Raw genomic sequence first — 16671 nt, 5'->3', positions numbered from 1 at the left:
AAGCTTCGTGTTAGTGTGAAAATGCACTGTTGATCAGCGGAAACGAAAGGAGGCCACCACCATGGGCCTCGGAGACAAGATCAGTAACGCAGCAGAAGAATTCGGCGGCAAGGCCAAGGAAGCCACGGGCAATGCCACCGGTAACGACCGGCTGAAGGCTGAAGGCCAGACCGACCAGGTCAAGGCTGACGCCAAGAAGGTCGGCGAAAGCGTCAAGGACGAGTTCAAGCGCGACTAGCCTCTTCCTGCGGCAGCCCGGCCCACCAGGCCGGCTGTAACAGAGCACAACGGCGGCGGTTCCTCAGGGAACCGCCGCCGTTCTGTTGGGCACCGAAAGCTGTCCGGTCACATCATCAGAGCCAAAGCCAGGGTCACCAGCCGCTGCGGGTGGGAGTGTGGCCCTTCCGTGAGTCCTCGGGCATGGGCATCTCAGCCCGCAGCCCCAGGAGCCGGATGGGGCGGCCCGCCTCGATCTTCGCCACCAGGTCCAGCGCGCGGGCGAGCACTTCAGATGCGTCAGACGTCTCGGGAATCTTCCGGGCATAGGTCTTGGTAAGGAACGGGGCGTAGCGGACCTTGAGCGTCAGTCCGATCACCGGGCGCCCCTCGGCCGTGACATCGTCCAGGACGCGTGCCGCCAGCTCCCTGACGGCGTCGTTAATCTGCCCGGGTTCGGTGAGGTCCTGCTGGAAGGTGGTTTCCCGGCTGTGGCCGCGGGCCACCCACGGGGTGTCGTCAACAGTCCGCGCACCGTCGCCGCGCCCGAGCTGCGCGTACCAGGGGCCCATTTTCGGTCCAAACTCGGAAACCAGATCATCAGGGTTGGTTGCTGCGAGGCCGGCGACTGACTCGATGCCGAGCTTGGCCAGGCGGCGGGAAATCTTCGTTCCCACGCCCCACAGCTCGATGGTGGGGCGGCTGCCCATGACGTCGAGCCAGTTGCCTTCCGTGAGCCGGAAGACGCCGGCGGGCTTGCCGAACGACGTCGCCACCTTGGCCCGGACCAGGGTGTCGCCCACACCGACGCTGCAGTGCAGGCGGGTCTGCTCCAGGACGGCGCGCTGCAGCTGCCGGGCGTAGGCCTCCGGGTCCTCCGTCTGCACACCGACGAACGCTTCATCCCACCCGAGCACCTGCACCGTGGCACCCGGCTGCGAGTGCAGCACCGCCATGACTTCCTCGGACGCAGCGAGGTAGGCATCCTGGTCTACGGGGAGGATAACGGCGTCAGGCACCTTCCGTGCGGCGATGCGCAGCGGCATTCCCGAACCAACCCCGTACGCCCTGGCTTCGTAGGACGCCGTCGATACCACTGCCCGCTCGGTGGGATCACCGCGGCCGCCAATAATCACCGCCTTGCCCGCGAGCTCCGGCCGGCGCAGCACTTCGACGGCGGCAATGAACTGATCCAGGTCCACATGCAGCACCCATGGTTCGCTCACACGCCCCAGTCTGCCCCCGCCGCGCGTTCCGCACCACCTCCCGGGCCGGGAAACGCCGACGGCGGGTCCCCTCCTAAGGGATCCCGCCGTCGTCGTACTGCCGGTAATTAGCTGTAGAGCGCGTTCTTGGGCTCGTTGTTCTTGACCTTCTGCCAGCCAAGCCACAGGAGTACCGCGAAGAACGGGATGGTGGCCAGGGTCCAGAGGCCCAGGTAGAACACCTCGCCGCTCTTGCTGGTCATGGTGTCGAACCCGATCAAGACCATGATGGCGAGCAGGGCGATCAGGCCGGCCCAGCTGGTCCACGGCGAACCGGGCATCGGCAGGCTCGAGGTGACGCCCTTCTTGTGGCGCAGCGCGATCTGGCTGGCGAAGATGGCGCCCCAGGTGAAGATCACGCCGATGGAGGCGGTGTTCAGGGCCAGGTCGAATGCGTGTGAGCCGCCCAGCCAGATGTTCAGCATGATGCCCACCAGGTAGAACGCCGCGATGGCAAGGATGGCCGCGTACGGGACGTGGCGGCGGGACATCTTGGTAAGCCACTGCGGGGCGTGTCCGTTGTTGGCCATGGTGCGGAACACGCGGCCGATCGAGTACAGACCCGAGTTGCAGGAGGACAGAGCTGCGGTGATCACAATCATGTTCATCACGTCGCCCACCCAGGCGAGGCCCATCTGGCCGAAGACGGTGACAAACGGGGATGTGCCTGCCACGTACTGGTCGGACGGCAGGAGCATGGCCAGCAGGGTGACGGAACCGACGTAGAACACCACAATGCGGAGCACGACGGCGCGGATGGCCTTGGGCACTTCACGTTCCGGGTTCTGCATTTCGCCGGCGGTGATGCCCACGAGTTCGATGCCGTTGTAAGCGAAGATCACGGCGTTGAGGACCAGGACCATGACCAGTGCGCCCTTGGGGAACATTCCGCCGTCGGCCGCGAAGAGGTTGGCGACCGATGCGTTGCCGTCACCCACCTGGGCGTTGGTGACCACCATGAACGTGCCCACCACGAGGAAGATCAGGATGGCGCCAACCTTGAGGCAGGAGGCCCAGAACTCGAATTCACCGAACGCTTTGACGCTCAGCAGGTTCACGGCCACCAGGAGCGCCAGCGCGGCGATGGCCGAGGCTTCCACCGGGACGTTGGGGAAGAAGAACTGGAAGTAAAGTCCGATGGCGATCAGCTCGGCAATGCCGGTCATGCCCCAGTTGATGAAATACATCCAGCCGGACAGGAACGCGCCCTTCTTGCCGAACATCTCACCGGCATAGCTGACAAACGACCCGGACGTCTGGCGGTACATGATGAGCTCGCCCAGGGCCCGCATCAGCAGGTACGCAATGACGCCGGCGATGGCGTAGGAGAAAATCAGGGCCGGCCCGGTGGAGGCAAGGCGTCCGCCGGCTCCCATGAACAGGCCGACGCCAATGGCGCCGCCCATCGCGATCATGGTGACGTGGCGCCTGCCCAGGGTCTTGCTGTAACCCTCGGCGCTGAGAGTGGGATCGACGGCGGTGGATGGTGCCGCGTGGTTCTGAAGATCTGTGGGGGTACTTTGAGGCACAACGATTCCTTGTGGGTTGGGGGTTGGCCGCATCCGGGCCACACATGATTCCACTCACAAATTCGGTGTTTTGCTCTGCTGAGCAGCCGAATGTGACCGGAATCTCTCGTGGCGCCGAAGCTTCGAGCGGCTCATCTATCCTACAAGACTCAGAGGGGTGCTACGTGACGCAAGCTACACCTGGGTCTGCAGCACAGGGTGAACGCTAAGCAGCGGCCGCAACAGCCTTCCTGCGGCGGGCCTTCGCAAGCCGGGTGCCGATCAGCCCCTGCCGTGGGCTGAAGAGATAGACGGCGGCGAACACCACTCCCTGGGTGAGGACCACCATGGCGCCGGAGGCCGTGTCCAGGTAGTAGCTGAGGTAGATGCCCGCAAGGGAACAGGCCGCCGAGACCACGGGGGCGATGACCAGCATGCGCGAGAAGCGGTCGGTCAGCAGGTACGCGGTGGACCCGGGAATGATCAGCATGGCAACCACCAGGACCACGCCCACCGTCTGCAGCGCCACCACGGAGGTCAGCGCGAGCAGGCCCAGGAGCAGCGCACCGAGCCGTTGCGGCGAAAGCCCGATGGCGTGCGCGTGGGTGGGGTCGAAGGCGTAAAGGGTGAGGTCCCGCCGCTTGAGGATAAGGATGACAAACGCCACCACCCCCAGCACCAGGACCTGGACCAGGTCCGGCACGCTGACGCCGAGCAGGTTGCCGAAGATGATGTGGTTGAGGTCTGTCTGGCTGGGCGTGACCGAGATCAGCACCAGGCCCAGGGCGAACAGTGAGGAAAATACGATGCCGATCGCGGCGTCTTCCTTCACCCGGCTCGTGTTGCGGACCACCCCGATCAATGTCACGGCGACGAGGGCGAATACCAGCGCGCCCAGCGCAAACGGTGCGCCCACGATGTAGGCGAGCACTACTCCCGGCAGCACGGCGTGGGACACGGCGTCGCCCATCAGGGACCACCCGATCAGCACCAGCCAGCAGCTCAGCACAGCACAGACCACCGCGGCCAGGGCGGTGGTCACCAGGGCACGGACCATGAAGTCATAGCTGAGCGGTTCGAGAAGTATCTCCATTATTGGTTCACCCGCTTGCCGTCCGGAAGCTGCGCAGGAACTTTGCCCTCCGGCAGGTCGCGTTCCAGCACGTCCAGGCCGAAGGCCATCGCAAGGTTTTCAGGCTGCAGCACCACCTCGGGCGGGCCGTGCATCAGTACTTTGTGCATCAGCAGGACGGCCTCGTCGCACAGCTGCGGCAGGGCGTGCAGATCGTGCGTGGACACCAGGATGGTGCAGCCGTCCGAGGCGAGTTCCCGCAGGAGCCGGGTGATGGTGGCCTCGGACCGCTTGTCCACGCCGGCGAAGGGTTCATCAAGGAGCATGATGGTGGCACCTTGGGCAATGCCGCGGGCCACGAAGGCGCGCTTTTTCTGGCCGCCGGAGAGCTGCCCGATCTGGCGGCCGGCGTACGGTCCCAGTTCCACCCGGTCCAGCGCTTCGTCGACGGCGGCGCGGTCCGCCCTGGACGCACGGCGGGTGAACCCCTGGTGGCCGTACCGGCCCATCATGACTACGTCCCGCACGGACAGCGGAAACTGCCAGTCAACGTCCTCGCTCTGCGGCACGTAGCCGATGCCGCCCTGCTTGCGCGCCCTGGACGGTGAGTGTCCGTTGATCCGGACCGTGCCGGCGTCGGGCCTGATCATTCCCATGATCACCTTGAACAGCGTGGACTTACCGGAGCCGTTCATGCCCACCAGCCCGCAGATCCGGGCGGGGTCCACGGCCAGGGTGGCGGCATCCAGCGCCCGGACCTCCCCGTAGTGGACTGTCACCTTCTCCACCAGGATTGCCGGGGTGGTCATGATCCTGCTCCGGCGGTTGCCCCGGCGAGCGCTCCGGTGATGACTTCGGCGTCGTGCCGGATGAGGTCCAGGTAGGTGGGTACCGGCCCGTCCGCCTCGGAGAGTGAATCCACGTAGAGGGTGCCGCCGAATTTGGCCCCGGTGGCGCCCACTACCTGCTGCATGGGCGCGTCCGAAACCGTCGATTCGCAGAAGACGGCCGGGACGTTGTTGGCCCTGACGTATTCGATGGCGCGGGTGATCTGCTGCGGTGTTGCCTGCTGCTCCGCGTTGACCGCCCAGATGTACACCTCCCTCAACCCGGCGTCGCGGGCAAGGTAGGAGAACGCGCCTTCACAGGTGACGAGGGCGCGCTGGGTTTCGGGTACTGCGGCAAGACTGGACGTCATTTGGTCCTGCACGGCCTGCAGTTCCGCTTTGTAGGCGTCCCCGTTGGCTTTGAAGGCGTCGGCGTTCTCCGGGTCCAGTTCCGTGAAGGCCTTCACCATGTTGTCCACGTAAATCTGCACGTTCACCGGCGACATCCACGCATGGGGGTTGGGCTTGCCCTGGTAGGAGTCCTCACTAATGGGCATCACCTGCACGCCCTCGCTCACCACGGCGTGCGGCACGTCGAGGCCTTCGACGAACTGCCCGAACCACGCTTCCAGGTTAAGCCCGTTGTCCAAAATGAGGTCCGCTTTGGAGGCCTTCCGGATGTCCCCCGGGGTGGGTTCGTAGCCGTGGATTTCCGCGCCGGCCTTGGTGATGGACTCAACCGTTAGCTTGTCCCCGGCCACGTTCCGCGCGACGTCGGCCAGCACCGTGAAAGTGGTGAGGACCACCGGCTTGCTGTCGTTTCCGCTACCTGCGGCGCCCTCCCCGCAGGCAGTGAGCAGAAGGGAAAGAACGACGGCGGCTGCCGCAGCGGCACATAGGCGCACCTGGGGAGAGCGGCTTCTTCGGGCGGCTACTTTGGCGCACCGAAACGGAAGTTTAGGCATACCGAACATTCTAGGCGAGGCGCGATTCCCCCGGCAACGCCGGATAGGCTGAAACCATGGCCATCGCACACCGGATACCACCCCCGCCACAGCCGCAGCTCTACCGGTTTTCAGCCCTGGATGTGGTGGCTATCGTCCTTTACGTGGCTCTTGCCGGGTTCTTCACCCTTGCCGGTGAAGTGCTCGCCCCCTTCCTGCGGCAGGTAGCCCCGACACCCGCAGCGGCCTCCTACGCAACCAACCTGCTCTTCTATGCCTCGGTGGGCCTGTTGGCATTCGTGGCGGCCCGCCGGGTGGTGTGGCGGGACCTGCGTGTGCTGGCGACCCGTCCGTGGTTCACGCTGCTGATGATTCCGGCCGCAATTATCGCCATGATGATCCTTTCCGCTGTAGCGGTTGCGGTGTCCGGCAACGTCCAGACCTCAGAAAACCAGGCCGGGCTCCAGGCGTTGATGCAACAGGTGCCCGCGTGGCTGATGGTCCCGCTGCTGGTGGTGGTAGGCCCGTTCGTGGAGGAGTTCATCTTCCGGCACCTGCTGATCGGCAAGCTGAGCCGGCGCGTGAATATCTGGGTGTGCTGTGTTTTGTCCGTGGTCCTGTTCGCTGCCCTGCACATCGTGGGACAGGAAGAGCTGACGCTCACCGTCCTGATGCCCTATCTGGCCATGGGCGCAACACTGGTGTTTGTGTATGTCTGGACGGGCAGAAACCTCATGTTTGCCTACTTTGTCCATGCCGCGAAAAATTTGCTGGCGGTGCTGTTTATCTACGCCATCCCACCGGAGTTCTACGAACAGCTCCAGCAGGTTCCGGCCTGATTGCCACCTACCGCAGGAGCACCTGCCACCGTACCGTGGTGGGATGGGACTGAACATCCAGATTGTCGTTGACTGCAGGGATCCGCACTACCTCGCCGAGTGGTGGGCGGAGTCGCTCGGGTGGGCGGTGGAACCGCAGGATGAGGGCTTCATCCGCTCCATGATCGACCAGGGTTTCGCCACGGAGGACCAGACAACCGTCCACAACGGCAAGCTGGTGTGGCGCACCGGCTGCGCGATCCGGCCGCCCGAGGAACTTGAAGCAGAAGCCCCGGAACGGCGGCTCCTTTTCCAGACGGCGCCCGAGGATAAGACGGTCAAGAACAGGGTGCACTGGGACATCAACCTGGCGGGCCGGGACAAGGACAAGGTGCGCCGGGAACTAGAGGCCCGGGGCGCCACGTTCCTCTGGACAGCCAACGAGGGCCGACATGTCTGGCACACGATGGCGGACCCCGAGGGCAACGAGTTCTGCATCAGCTGACCCCGATTACTAGACTTGGACGGTGAGCAACCAAATTCCCGCCTCGGTGTCCGACGTCTTCGATCCAACCCGCTGGCGCGTTGTGTCCGGCTTCGGCGACTTCCAGGACATGACCTACCACCGGCAGGTGGAGCGGGACGCCGACGGCGGATGGGTGCGTGACCTGCCCACGGTGCGGATTGCTTTCAACCGCCCCGAGGTCCGCAATGCTTTCCGGCCGGGAACAGTGGATGAGCTCTATCGGGCCATGGACCACGCACGGATGTCCCCTGACGTCGCCACGGTGCTGCTCACCGGGAACGGCCCCTCCCCCAAGGACGGCGGCCACTCCTTTTGTTCGGGCGGGGACCAGCGGATCCGGGGCCGGGACGGCTACCGGTACGTAGTGCAGGATGAAGCCAACGGCGAGGCCCGGGAAAGCATCGACCCCGCGCGGGCCGGCAGGCTTCACATCCTGGAGGTCCAGCGGCTGATGCGCACCATGCCCAAGGTGGTCATCGCCGTCGTCAACGGCTGGGCGGCCGGGGGCGGGCACTCCCTGCACGTCGTCTCCGATCTCACCATCGCCTCCCGCCAGCACGGCAAGTTCAAACAGACGGACGCCACCGTCGGCAGCTTCGATGCAGGCTACGGCTCCGCCCTGCTGGCCCGCCAGATCGGGCAAAAGGCCGCCAGGGAGATCTTCTTCCTGGCCCGCGAATACTCGGCGGAGGACATGGTCCGGATGGGCGCCGTCAATGAGGCCGTGGACCACGAACGCCTTGAAGACGTGGCCCTGGAATATGCCGCCGATATCGCCCGGCAGTCTCCGCAGGCAATCCGGATGCTCAAATTCGCCTTCAATCTTGCCGACGACGGCCTGGCGGGCCAGCAGGTATTCGCAGGCGAAGCCACCCGGTTGGCTTATATGACGGACGAAGCGGTGGAGGGCAAGGAAGCGTTCCTGGAGAAACGCGATCCCGACTGGTCCAGCTTCCCGCACTACTTCTAAGGCAGGACCGGCGATGACCACCAGGCAACAAAACACGGAAGCCCAAAACAACGAACCGCTTCGAACAGGCGCACCCAACAGCGCCGTCCTTGATATCGACCCTGCCCTGAAGGCACTTGCCGCCGCCCTCCACGGCGAGGGCCCCGCCGTCGAACTGTCCGTTGGTGAGAACGGCGCCCTGGTTGTGGGCCATGTCGAAACTCCAGGCTGTGATGACGCCGTTGCCGTGGTGCGCACCTCCGGTTCCACGGGAACGCCCAAAGCCACTGTGTTGACGGTGGAATCCCTGGCCGCGGCCTCGATGGCAACTGCCCTGGCGCTCAAGGGTGAGGGCCAGTGGCTCCTGGCGCTGCCCGTCCAGTACGTTGCGGGCATCCAGGTGCTGGTGCGTTCGCTGTTCGCAGGCACCCGCCCCTGGGTAATGGACATGTCAGGCGGCTTCACGCCCGAGGCGTTCACCGCCGCTGCGCAGGAACTGACGGACAAGATCCGCTTCACCTCCCTGGTTCCCACGCAGCTTCAGCGCCTCCTCGACGCGCCATCCGCGGAGACCCTCGCAGTGCTCCGCCGCTTCAACGCCGTCCTGTTGGGCGGCGCGCCTGCCCCGGCCGCGCTGCTGTCCGCGGCCAGGGACGCCGGCGTCAGGGTGATCACCACCTACGGTTCGGCCGAGTCCTGCGGCGGCTGCATTTACGACGGCTTCCCGCTTGAAGGGGTGTCGGTGCGCGTTGAGCAGGACGGCCGCATCCTGCTCGGCGGCGACACCATCGCGGCCGGCTACCTGGAAGCGCCGGACGAGGCGGGCAGCACCTTCTTCGAGGAGGACGGCGTGCGCTGGTACCGAACCAGCGATCTTGGCAGCATTGACGACGACGGCCGGCTCACCGTCCTGGGCCGCGCCGACGACGTCATTATCACCGGCGGGGTCAAGGTTTCCGCGGCGCATGTGCAGGAGGAGCTGGAAAAGTCCGACGCCGTCGCCGCGGTCTTTGTGGCCGGCGTCCCGTCCGCGGAATGGGGCCAGGCCGTGGCGGCCTACGTTGCACTGGCCAACCCGCGGGCAGGCACTGGGGAGCGCGCTGAACCCGCGGCGGGCCGGGAACACGCCGTCGTCCTTGAACAGGAATGGCACCGGACACTCGGCATTCTGGCGCCCAAAACCGTCCTGGCCGCGCCCTCGCTGCTGATGCTGCCCAACGGCAAACCGGACCGGCTGGCCATGGCCGCTGAACTCAACGCCCTGCACCAGGGAAAGTAAAGTAGACCTGCACCACGTGGCAGGACCCCTCTCCTGCCACCTTCCCAAAGTAACGCGAGGTACTGACCGTGGCTACAGCCGCACACTGGATCCAAGGCGCCCGACTCCGAACACTGCCGGCCGCGATCGCGCCGGTACTGATCGGTTCCGCCGCTGCGTATGAAATGGATTCGTTCCTGCTTTTCAACGCCATCCTCGCGGCTTTGGTGGCCCTGCTGCTCCAGGTGGGTGTCAACTTCGCCAACGATTACTCTGACGGCATCCGAGGCACGGACGACGACCGCGTTGGCCCGCTCCGGCTGGTGGGTTCAGGAGCCGCAAGCCCGGAACACGTGAAGCGGGCGGCGTTCGGCGCGTTTGCTGCCGCCATGGTCTTCGGGCTGATCCTGGTGGTAATCACCCAGAGCTGGTGGCTGATCCTGGTCGGGCTTGGCTGCGTGATGGCCGCCTGGGGCTACACCGGCGGAAAGAACCCGTACGGCTACATGGGCCTGGGCGACGTTTTTGTGTTTGTGTTCTTCGGCCTGGTGGCGACGCTGGGCACCACGTACACGCAGGCCGGGCAGATCAACCTGCCGGCCATCATCGGTGCTATCGGCACAGGGCTTATCGCCACCGCGCTGCTGATGGCCAACAACGTCAGGGACATCCCCACGGACACCCAGGCCGGCAAGAAGACCCTCGCCGTTCGGCTGGGTGACAAGCACGCCCGGGAGAGCTATGTGCTGATGCTTGCCGTGGCCATCATGCTTGTGGTGATCCTGGCCCCGGGGCGGCCGTGGATGCTGATCGTCCTGCTGCTGATTCCGGCGTGCCTGATGCCCGCGTGGCTGATGATCAACGGCCGCAAGCGCAAGAGCCTCATCCCGGTCCTGAAACAGACCGGCCTGATCAACCTCGGATACAGCCTGCTGTTCTCACTGGGCCTGGTACTGAGCCACGGCTTTTAGGTTGCCGGCCTGCCGCTGCAGGCGTTTGGGGTCCGTCGCGCTAGGAGCGTTTCGGGTCCTTGGCATCGTTGCTGATGGCGATGTCCGGATTGGCGTCCAGGAGCGCGTCCTCCGCGTGGGCGTCCTGGACCTCGCTGGCTGAACGGATCGGCTTGGCCTTGCCGGAGAAACGATGGTGGATGGCTGCGGCTGCCTCGTCACGCTGCTTCTGGAAAAACAGGTAGCTGACGGCGAATGCGATCAGTGCTGCGCAAATGACGGACATCAGCGCGCCCAGCTGCAACAGCATAAAAACCACGAACAGGGGCACGAACAGAGCAAGGCGGATCAGGGAATATTTCAAAAAGGCCACTATTCCAGTTTAGCCGCCTCCCGCCCGGGGCCCCCGCGCCTGCTGACGATAGACTTATTTGCATGCTCCTCCGTGTGGCTTTGGCCGTCGCAGTCCTCGTCATCTTTGTGTATGGCCTTGTGGATGTGATCCGCACTGATGGACGCCTCACCCGGGGGATCTCCAAGCCGGCCTGGATTGTGGTCATGATTGTCCTGCCGGTACTTGGCGCCATTCTTTGGCTTCTGATTGGCCGCCCGCGGGGAACTTCCGGCCAGCAGCAGAGCGGGCCCCATCCCACCGCCCCGGACGACGACCCGGACTTCCTCCGCAACCTTGAGGCCCGGCGCCGCCAGCAGGCAGAGGCGGAGCGGCTCAAGAAGCTCAAGGACGAACTGGACGCCAAGGCGAAGGACCACGACGGCAAAGGCAGCGGCAAGGACAAGCACGAGACCGACGAACACGATACCGACGGACTGAAGTAGGAGCGTATGGCCCAGGAACCTGAGGGAGAAGACCGGCTGCGGACCGCAACCCAAGGGGCCGCAGCCCCGCCTTCACCCGCAGGCCCGCCGGCGCCGCCGCCAAGGCCAGGGCTGTCCTATTCCGCACCGGCGCCCATCGCCGTTGTCCCGGCAGCTCCCCGCAGCATCAAGAATGCACGCACCCTCTGGCTCCTCAGCTTCGCAGCCGGGCTGGCCGTCCTGGTGGGATCCTTCCTCACCCGCGATTCGCATCTTGAACGCCTGCGGACGGTGGTGGAGCAGATGGCCCCCGGCGGCGACGCCGAAGCGGTCACTACGGCCACCGGCATCGTCTTTTGGGGCAGCCTGGCAGCTGTCCTCCTGGTGATCCTGCTGGAAGCCGCCATGCTCGGCGTCGTCATGGGACGGCAAGGCTGGGCCCGCTGGGCTCTGCTGCCGCTCCTCGCCGGGCACGTCATCGTCCTGGTACTGGCCTCCGCCTTCCTTGTTCCTGAAGGCGACGCCGGCAGTTATGTGGTTCTGCTGTGGGGACTCCAGCTCCTGCTGGCGCTCGTTGGGCTGGTGCTGTTCTTCATGCCTTCCGCCAACGCCTGGTTGAAATCGGGCCGGGACTAAGCCCGGCGCGGCCCGCCGTCCCGTTATGCGGGCTGGCGGGCCAACGGCAAGGCAGACTGGGCAACAATGCCCTCGCAGCTGCGGATAACCACCCGGCACGTGTCAAGGGCTGAACGGTCAGTCAACGGGTTTTCGGCCAGAGCCCGCCACCGCCCCAAGTAGTGCCGCGCCTCCGCCGCCAGTTGTTCCGGACCCGCATCCGGGTCGAGGCCAAGGCGGATGTGGGGTGCTGCGCCCCAGCCTCCAATGAGGCCCTCGGCTTCGTTCGCCAGCTCCGAGTCGAGCGCTACACCAGTGGTCCGAAGGGTTGCCAGCAGCCGCAGTTCCCGGAACTCATGGGCGTTCACCTGCAGCCGTTCGAGGGCAGCGGCCAGATGCCCTGTCCCCTCACGCGGGGATGTGCGCAGCAGGGTTTCCACCCCCACCAAAGCGGTCCTGGCCTTCAGTGCCTCGGCGCGGGCCTGGAACTGCCGGTTCAGCATCTCAAGCAGTGGATTCAGTCCGCTGCGCCGGGCCAGCTCGTGCGCCAGGGGCGTGGGCTCGGCAAATCCATTGCGGATGAGGACCACGGCCAAGCGGATGCCGAACAGGCCAAACCTTTCCAGCAGCGAGGCGCGGGCCGCCGTCGTCAGCCCTTCCGGGCAGGCGGCGGACCGCACAAACCGGTCCGCCGAGAGCAGCAGCTTTTCCCGGTCCACCCGTTCCATCCCGGCCAGCAGCTGCAGAGCCTCGAAGTCGGACTGCCGCAGGCTCCGTGCGCTTTGCGCCAGGAGCCCGGCCACGGGGACCACCCCCAGCGCCAGCTTCCGCAGGCTGTGGTCCTGGCGGTACCTGTCGGCGATCTCCCCGGCGGAGAGAAGGGAGTCAATACGCCCTGCTCCCACTTCATCGGCCCGGGAGAGAACCGCCAGGGCGTTGACTGTCCCGGACCGCCCTGCCTCGGTGTCCTTGAAGGATTCGAGGAAGCGGAGGTCGGAGGCGTGCATGTGGCGCATCAGGTAGATGATGGCGTCCGCCTCTGACGGGGTGTCTTCCGGAGTCAGGAAATTAGTGGACCGGGCAGACACGTCCCCGGAGAGCGAAGCTATGCCAGGGGTATCTATCAAGGTCATGTCCCGCAGGCCCGGGGAGGGCCACTCGACATCCAGCCTGTCCACCTCCTCGGCCAGGACGTTGCCCAGCACAAACACCAGGCGGCCGTCCACGCGCTTCACCGGGAGGCTGCGCGGTTCGCCTTCCAATGGGTACAGCGTGATCCTGGGGGTGTGGCCGTAGCGGTACCACGTAACGATGCGCGTGCACTCCCCCGTGTCCGTGGGAGCTATCTCTTCACCGAGGATGGCGTTCAACAGGGTGGACTTTCCGGCTTTTACCATCCCGGCAACGGCGATCCGAAGGGGTTCGGCCAGCCGCCGGGCATAACCCTCCAGGGCGGCCGCAGCTGCAGGATCCTCACGGTAAACCTCCAGCGCCTCCTGGACCAGGTCCGCCGCCCCCGTGATGGTTGACTCGGTCATCCCACCGCCGCCACGGCCGAGGGCGCCGGGATGCGGGCTGCACCGGTTGTTGATCCTGCACCGCCGGGACCGGCACTGTCAGCGCCGGCAGTGTCCGGGCCGGCAGTGTCCGGGCTGGCAGTGTCCGGGCTTCCAGTGGCCGGGCCGGCAGGCCGGAGGGCTTTCGCTGCGCTCGAGGCGACCTCGGCAGCCACTGCTTCGGCCGCCCGCGACAGGGCATCCACATTCTTAAGTTCTGCCTTGATCTCGCGGATGCGTACGTCCTTCTTCAAAGCGTACGTCGTGGCAGCCTTTTGGGCCGCAGCCACGGAATCCTGCAATGAGCGGTGGTGCTCGTCCGCGATCTCGGTGAAGTGGTCCCGCGTGGAGCGCTGGACCAGCCGCAGCCGGTCCTTCAACTGCTTGCCCACCTGGAACGTGACGTCATCCAGTTGCCGCCGGACCAGCGCCTTTGCCTCGCCCTGCCGGCGCTTAAGCCGTGCTTCCTTGTCCTCCCGGTAGGCCTTGCGGCCCAGCAACAGGCCGGCGCCCACGGAGAGCGGGTTGATCAGGGCCATTCCGAAGATGCCCGTCAGAAGGCCAAACATGAGCACGCCGCCGTAGGAGCCGCGCATGCCGATCAGCACCTTCTGCGCGGAGTTGATGCGGCCGTCATCGAGGACGGGCATGTCGTCCACGGGGTCCAGGGCGTCTCCGGTGTCGGAGACATGAAGGACGGGCAGGGTCACTTCCTCTGCGGCGAAGTGTTCGGCAACCTGGGTGGCCAGCCATTGGGCGCGCTCGTTGGTCCACACAAACGTGTCCGAGATGGCGGCCGCGGCGCACTCCTCCAGCCACTTCGAGAACTGGGGCCACGCGGGGCCGGGGTCGCCCTGGTCGATGGCGGTTTCAGCTTCGCGCTGGATGCGGCGCAGGCGGTCCCGAAGGTCGTACTCCATGTCGGCAATGAGGTCGCTGATGCCGTCGTTGAGCGTGATCTGCCACCGTGCGGAGCGCTTGCGGAGGTCGTCGGCTTCGGCCCGGGCCGCCTCGAGGCCGGCGATCATTTGCGGTGTCCGCTCCGGGTTTTCCAATGCTTCCAGCTCGGACTGCAGCGACAGGCGGAGGTTCTCGCACACAGAGAGCAGGTCCTGGCTGACTGAGCGCCGCTGAAGGCGCTCCGCCTTGCCCACAATCTCGTTGCGGATGTGGGTTATCAGCCCAGGGAAGCCGGACTCCGCGTTCAGTTCACCGTCCTGGAGGCGTGCCGCCTCGAGCCGGAGGTCGGAGGAAACCGAATACAGGGGGATGTCCTGGGCAACCTGTGCCAAGTGCCCCCGGTCAATCTCTTCGACGCGCCGCCAGTCCGGGTAGAGGTCAGTCTTGGACAGGACACCCACAACGCTGGGGGTGATCCGCATGGCCTGGCGAAGGAAGCGCAGTTCCGGTTCCGTGTACTCCTGCGAGGCATCGGAAACCAGCAGCATGGCGTCTGCAGTGGGAAGGGCAGTAAGGGTTGTCAGCGTGTGGGACGAATTAAGTCCCCCCACGCCCGGGGAGTCAATGATTGTGAGGCCGCCCGTTAGCAGCTTCCGGGGCAGGTAGACCTCACCTGCAACGAGTTTCTTGCTGTTTCCGGGGTTGCCCCGCTCGGAAACATAGTTGGCGAGATCCGCAATGGGAACAGGTTGGCGTTCGACGCCGGCCTCGTCGCCGGCGTCCGCGTCACCTTTGGGGACCAGGATGGCGGCCGAGGCAGGGTCTCCGTATCGGACAACCGTGGGGACGGAGGTGGCAATGTCGTCATCGACAGGACAGACCGGGGCATTCACCAGCGCGTTGATGAGCTTGCTCTTGCCTTGTTTGAATTCACCGACGACGATGACCCGGACACTGGGGTCCTTCAGCCTTCCCATTGCCTGGTCAAGGCGTTTGCGGAGATCGGTTCGGTCCCCCGTACCCACGAGCTCAAGGCCTTGCTGCACCAGCCGTACGAGTTGAGCCGCCGTCATCGGTGCCGACGGTCTTGCCTGTCCTGCTTCTGCCACAGCGTGTCCTTTACGTCAGGTCATGATCGGAAACGAGAGGTAAACCGAGGAGAGCCCGGCAGGAGGTGGATGCCTCCTGCCGGGCGCTTACTGTACCTCGGAATTGCTAGCCTGCGAAGGCGTCGTCGCCGGCGACTGCGATCTCGTTGTCCTCAACGTTCACGTCCACCTCGGTGTTGGTGGAGTTGTCCTCTGTGAAGGTGAGTTCGTTGTCAGCCACAACAACGTTGTCCTCGACGTTGGTGTAGTCGACGGTGTTGTCGGCAACCACCACGTTGTCCTCGATGTTGGTGTTGGTCACAGTGGAGTTGTCCTGGAACGAATCCTGGATGTCAACGTCCACGTCGGTGTCGACGGAGTTGTCGTTGAACGAGTCGTTCAGCTCCACGTTGGTCTCGGTCTCGTTGAACGAGTCCTCGATCTCGACGTCGGTGTTGATGGAGTTGTCCGAGTTGTCCGTCAGCTCAACCGAGTTGTCGTTGAAGGAGTCCTCAATCTCGACATCGGTCTCGGTGGAGTTGTCCGAGTTGTCGTTGAACGAGTCATCGATGTCGGCATCAACATCCACATCGGTGTTGAAGGAGTCGTCAATCTCCGTGTTGCCGATGTTGACGTCGCCGCCGGCGTTGACGGAGTTGTCCGTCGAGTTATCAGTCTTGGTCGAGTTGTCCGTGTTGTAGGAGTCCTCGATGTTGTTGGAGTCTTCTACGTCGGCGTCGTCGCCGGCAGCGATTGCGCGGTCACCGGAGGCAACGACGGAATCGTTGTCGAACCACTGGTTGACGTCACCGTCGGCCCAGATGTTCTGGTTGACGGACTGGTCGGTGATGGTGTCGCGGTCATCAACCGTAGTGGTGTAGGAGTAGTTGTTCACTACGTGATGGAGCTGCTGGACGGCGTGAGCGTGATCGTCGCCACCGGTGTTTCCGCCGCCGGTGTTTCCCCCGCCGTGGTGTCCGCCGCCGTGGTTGCCGCCACCTGTGCTTCCGCCGCCGGCGTTGGGTCCGGTCCAGGCCGTGTTGCCACCGGTGTTGTACTCACGGTCGAACGAGGAAGCGTTCACGGTGACCGGAGCGTAATCCAGAACAACCGGCATTGCGGCGTCCACGTCGGCTGAGCAAACCTTGCCCAGGCCGTGGTCTTCCAGAACCTTTTCCGGATCATCCAGGAAGTCCTGTGCGGCCTGACGGTCGCCGAAGAGGTGCATCAGGAACTGGACGAGATCGTTTGCGAGTGTCATTGGAATGTCCCCTAATTTCTTTGAGTTGCCCTTGGCCCGACTTCGTTGCCGGGCATGAATCAAACGTACGGTTCCCCTCCGGGACCGGGCATCGGGCCGTTT

Annotated in this window: 17 protein-coding genes; 8 read left to right on the top strand and 9 right to left on the bottom strand. The window is 64.9% G+C overall.

Translation table 11 applies throughout. The features are described 5' to 3' along the window. The first annotated feature begins 61 nt into the window (after positions 1 to 61). Positions 62 to 238 (top strand): CsbD family protein, encoded by a 177-nt coding sequence (locus tag AC5RTE_RS11515; RefSeq protein WP_494041527.1) that lies wholly within the window; start codon positions 62 to 64, stop codon positions 236 to 238. Between the two features lie 133 nt (positions 239 to 371). On the opposite strand, the gene AC5RTE_RS11510 is transcribed toward AC5RTE_RS11515, so the two are convergent. From AC5RTE_RS11510 to AC5RTE_RS11490, 5 genes are all read right to left on the bottom strand, one after another. Then, positions 372 to 1442: a DNA polymerase IV gene (locus tag AC5RTE_RS11510; protein WP_494041526.1), complete on the bottom strand. Its 1071-nt coding sequence runs from the start codon at positions 1440 to 1442 to the stop codon at positions 372 to 374. Positions 1443 to 1549: 107 nt separating this feature from the next. Continuing rightward, a complete protein-coding gene (locus AC5RTE_RS11505) occupies positions 1550 to 3010 on the bottom strand; it encodes an amino acid permease (protein ID WP_494041525.1) in 1461 nt (486 codons plus the stop codon). A gap of 205 nt (positions 3011 to 3215) precedes the next feature. Then, positions 3216 to 4082 carry a metal ABC transporter permease gene (locus AC5RTE_RS11500; RefSeq protein ID WP_494041524.1) on the bottom strand — a complete coding sequence of 289 codons (867 nt, stop codon included), beginning with the start codon at positions 4080 to 4082 and terminating at the stop codon, positions 3216 to 3218. After that, the gene (locus AC5RTE_RS11495; RefSeq protein WP_494041523.1) at positions 4082 to 4870 is read right to left on the bottom strand and encodes a metal ABC transporter ATP-binding protein; all 789 of its coding nucleotides are present in this window, start codon (positions 4868 to 4870) and stop codon (positions 4082 to 4084) included. The genes AC5RTE_RS11500 and AC5RTE_RS11495 overlap by 1 nt, the downstream gene beginning before the upstream one ends. Next, the gene (locus AC5RTE_RS11490; RefSeq protein ID WP_494041522.1) at positions 4867 to 5853 is read right to left on the bottom strand and encodes a metal ABC transporter substrate-binding protein; all 987 of its coding nucleotides are present in this window, start codon (positions 5851 to 5853) and stop codon (positions 4867 to 4869) included. Before AC5RTE_RS11490 ends, AC5RTE_RS11495 begins: the two co-directional genes overlap by 4 nt. Positions 5854 to 5909: 56 nt before the next feature. Here AC5RTE_RS11490 and AC5RTE_RS11485 point away from each other — a divergent pair, with 56 nt between their 5' ends. The 5 genes from AC5RTE_RS11485 to AC5RTE_RS11465 all read left to right on the top strand — a co-directional run bounded on the left by AC5RTE_RS11485 (position 5910) and on the right by AC5RTE_RS11465 (position 10354). Then, positions 5910 to 6671, top strand: coding sequence for a CPBP family intramembrane glutamic endopeptidase (locus tag AC5RTE_RS11485; RefSeq protein ID WP_494041521.1), 762 nt, complete (start codon positions 5910 to 5912; stop codon positions 6669 to 6671). 43 nt (positions 6672 to 6714) lie between these two features. Then, positions 6715 to 7155, top strand: a complete 441-nt coding sequence (locus AC5RTE_RS11480; RefSeq protein WP_494041520.1) for a VOC family protein — start codon at positions 6715 to 6717, stop codon at positions 7153 to 7155. A gap of 22 nt (positions 7156 to 7177) precedes the next feature. Continuing rightward, positions 7178 to 8146, top strand: a complete 969-nt coding sequence (locus tag AC5RTE_RS11475) for a 1,4-dihydroxy-2-naphthoyl-CoA synthase (protein ID WP_494041519.1) — start codon at positions 7178 to 7180, stop codon at positions 8144 to 8146. Positions 8147 to 8159: 13 nt separating this feature from the next. Next, complete coding sequence (locus tag AC5RTE_RS11470) at positions 8160 to 9404, top strand: AMP-binding protein (RefSeq protein ID WP_494041518.1); 1245 nt, start codon at positions 8160 to 8162, stop codon at positions 9402 to 9404. Between the two features lie 68 nt (positions 9405 to 9472). After that, positions 9473 to 10354 (top strand): 1,4-dihydroxy-2-naphthoate polyprenyltransferase, encoded by an 882-nt coding sequence (locus AC5RTE_RS11465; RefSeq protein ID WP_494041517.1) that lies wholly within the window; start codon positions 9473 to 9475, stop codon positions 10352 to 10354. 40 nt (positions 10355 to 10394) lie between these two features. Here the strand turns inward: AC5RTE_RS11465 and AC5RTE_RS11460 are convergent, their stop codons facing one another. Continuing rightward, entirely contained in the window at positions 10395 to 10706 is a 312-nt protein-coding gene (locus tag AC5RTE_RS11460) for a DUF4229 domain-containing protein (RefSeq protein ID WP_494041516.1), read from the bottom strand. 62 nt (positions 10707 to 10768) lie between these two features. Between AC5RTE_RS11460 and AC5RTE_RS11455 the strand changes: the two genes are divergently transcribed. Then, on the top strand, positions 10769 to 11170 hold the full coding sequence (locus AC5RTE_RS11455; RefSeq protein ID WP_494041515.1) for a PLD nuclease N-terminal domain-containing protein: 402 nt from the start codon (positions 10769 to 10771) through the stop codon (positions 11168 to 11170). A gap of 6 nt (positions 11171 to 11176) precedes the next feature. Continuing rightward, entirely contained in the window at positions 11177 to 11785 is a 609-nt protein-coding gene (locus AC5RTE_RS11450; protein ID WP_494041514.1) for a hypothetical protein, read from the top strand. Positions 11786 to 11808: 23 nt separating this feature from the next. On the opposite strand, the gene AC5RTE_RS11445 is transcribed toward AC5RTE_RS11450, so the two are convergent. The 3 genes from AC5RTE_RS11445 to AC5RTE_RS11435 all read right to left on the bottom strand — a co-directional run bounded on the left by AC5RTE_RS11445 (position 11809) and on the right by AC5RTE_RS11435 (position 16569). Continuing rightward, positions 11809 to 13302, bottom strand: coding sequence for a dynamin family protein (locus tag AC5RTE_RS11445; RefSeq protein WP_494041513.1), 1494 nt, complete (start codon positions 13300 to 13302; stop codon positions 11809 to 11811). After that, complete coding sequence (locus AC5RTE_RS11440) at positions 13299 to 15293, bottom strand: dynamin family protein (RefSeq protein WP_494041743.1); 1995 nt, start codon at positions 15291 to 15293, stop codon at positions 13299 to 13301. The genes AC5RTE_RS11445 and AC5RTE_RS11440 overlap by 4 nt, the downstream gene beginning before the upstream one ends. Positions 15294 to 15435: 142 nt before the next feature. Next, complete coding sequence (locus AC5RTE_RS11435) at positions 15436 to 16569, bottom strand: IniB N-terminal domain-containing protein (RefSeq protein ID WP_494041512.1); 1134 nt, start codon at positions 16567 to 16569, stop codon at positions 15436 to 15438. Positions 16570 to 16671: the final 102 nt, after the last annotated feature.

Source organism: Arthrobacter sp. K41 (assembly GCF_059089645.1).
The sequence above is the reverse complement of the archived record's forward strand: the minus strand, read 5'-3'. Positions and strand labels throughout refer to the sequence as shown.

What these genes read in the sequence shown, in the direction of transcription:
- AC5RTE_RS11515 (WP_494041527.1), top strand. Translation starts at nt 62, where the DNA reads ATGGGCCTCGGAGACAAGATCAGTAACGCAGCAGAAGAATTCGGCGGC.
- AC5RTE_RS11500 (WP_494041524.1), bottom strand. Translation starts at nt 4,082, where the DNA reads ATGGAGATACTTCTCGAACCGCTCAGCTATGACTTCATGGTCCGTGCC.
- AC5RTE_RS11495 (WP_494041523.1), bottom strand. Translation starts at nt 4,870, where the DNA reads ATGACCACCCCGGCAATCCTGGTGGAGAAGGTGACAGTCCACTACGGG.
- AC5RTE_RS11490 (WP_494041522.1), bottom strand. Translation starts at nt 5,853, where the DNA reads ATGCCTAAACTTCCGTTTCGGTGCGCCAAAGTAGCCGCCCGAAGAAGC.
- AC5RTE_RS11485 (WP_494041521.1), top strand. Translation starts at nt 5,910, where the DNA reads ATGGCCATCGCACACCGGATACCACCCCCGCCACAGCCGCAGCTCTAC.
- AC5RTE_RS11480 (WP_494041520.1), top strand. Translation starts at nt 6,715, where the DNA reads ATGGGACTGAACATCCAGATTGTCGTTGACTGCAGGGATCCGCACTAC.
- AC5RTE_RS11470 (WP_494041518.1), top strand. Translation starts at nt 8,160, where the DNA reads ATGACCACCAGGCAACAAAACACGGAAGCCCAAAACAACGAACCGCTT.
- AC5RTE_RS11455 (WP_494041515.1), top strand. Translation starts at nt 10,769, where the DNA reads ATGCTCCTCCGTGTGGCTTTGGCCGTCGCAGTCCTCGTCATCTTTGTG.
- AC5RTE_RS11450 (WP_494041514.1), top strand. Translation starts at nt 11,177, where the DNA reads ATGGCCCAGGAACCTGAGGGAGAAGACCGGCTGCGGACCGCAACCCAA.
- AC5RTE_RS11445 (WP_494041513.1), bottom strand. Translation starts at nt 13,302, where the DNA reads ATGACCGAGTCAACCATCACGGGGGCGGCGGACCTGGTCCAGGAGGCG.
- AC5RTE_RS11440 (WP_494041743.1), bottom strand. Translation starts at nt 15,293, where the DNA reads ATGACGGCGGCTCAACTCGTACGGCTGGTGCAGCAAGGCCTTGAGCTC.
- AC5RTE_RS11435 (WP_494041512.1), bottom strand. Translation starts at nt 16,569, where the DNA reads ATGACACTCGCAAACGATCTCGTCCAGTTCCTGATGCACCTCTTCGGC.